Below are 1,088 nucleotides of genomic sequence, written 5' to 3' on the forward strand. Positions count from 1 at the left end.
CAAGGTTGAGCTGTGACGTGGAGCCCGTAGGGCGAAGCACCGGATTTCACGCTGCCAAGAAAAGCCTCTAGTGAGGAGGTCGGCGCCAGTACCGCAAACCGACACAGGTAGGCGAGATGAGAATTCTAAGACGCGCGGGATAACTCTCGTTAAGGAACTCGGCAAAATGGTCCCGTAACTTCGGGAGAAGGGACGCTTATGGCAACATAAGCCGCAGTGAATAGGCCCAAACGACTGTTTAGCAAAAACACAGGTCTCTGCTAAATCGCAAGATGAAGTATAGGGGCTGACGCCTGCCCGGTGCTGGAAGGTTAAGGGGATGTGTCATCGCAAGAGAAGCACTGAACCGAAGCCCCAGTAAACGGCGGCCGTAACTATAACGGTCCTAAGGTAGCGAAATTCCTTGTCGGGTAAGTTCCGACCCGCACGAAAGGCGTAACGATTTGGGCACTGTCTCAACGAGAGACCCGGTGAAATCATAGTACCTGTGAAGATGCAGGTTACCCGCGACAGGACGGAAAGACCCCATGGAGCTTTACTACAGCCTGATATTGAGGCTTTGTACGCGATGTACAGGATAGGTGGGAGTTTGTGAAGCCGGAGCGCCAGCTTCGGTGGAGACACCCTTGGGATACCACCCTTTGCGTATAGAGTCTCTAACTCGCAGCCGTGATCCGGCTGGAGGACCGTGTCAGGCGGGTAGTTTGACTGGGGCGGTCGCCTCCTAAACAGTAACGGAGGCGCCCAAAGGTTCCCTCAGAATGGTTGGAAATCATTCGAAGAGTGCAAAGGCAGAAGGGAGCTTGACTGCGAGACCTACAAGTCGAGCAGGGACGAAAGTCGGGCTTAGTGATCCGGTGGTTCCGCATGGAAGGGCCATCGCTCAACGGATAAAAGCTACCCTGGGGATAACAGGCTGATCTCCCCCAAGAGTCCACATCGACGGGGAGGTTTGGCACCTCGATGTCGGCTCATCGCATCCTGGGGCTGGAGTAGGTCCCAAGGGTTGGGCTGTTCGCCCATTAAAGCGGTACGCGAGCTGGGTTCAGAACGTCGTGAGACAGTTCGGTCCCTATCCGTCGTGGGCG

General features: G+C 55.5%; 1 rRNA gene. It reads left to right on the forward strand.

From position 1 onward, the window contains the following. Positions 1-1,088 (forward strand): 23S ribosomal RNA (locus tag LCM29_RS15110); the annotation flags it as partial.

Source organism: Exiguobacterium aestuarii, from assembly GCF_020171655.1.
Taxonomy (GTDB): domain Bacteria; phylum Bacillota; class Bacilli; order Exiguobacteriales; family Exiguobacteriaceae; genus Exiguobacterium; species Exiguobacterium aestuarii_A.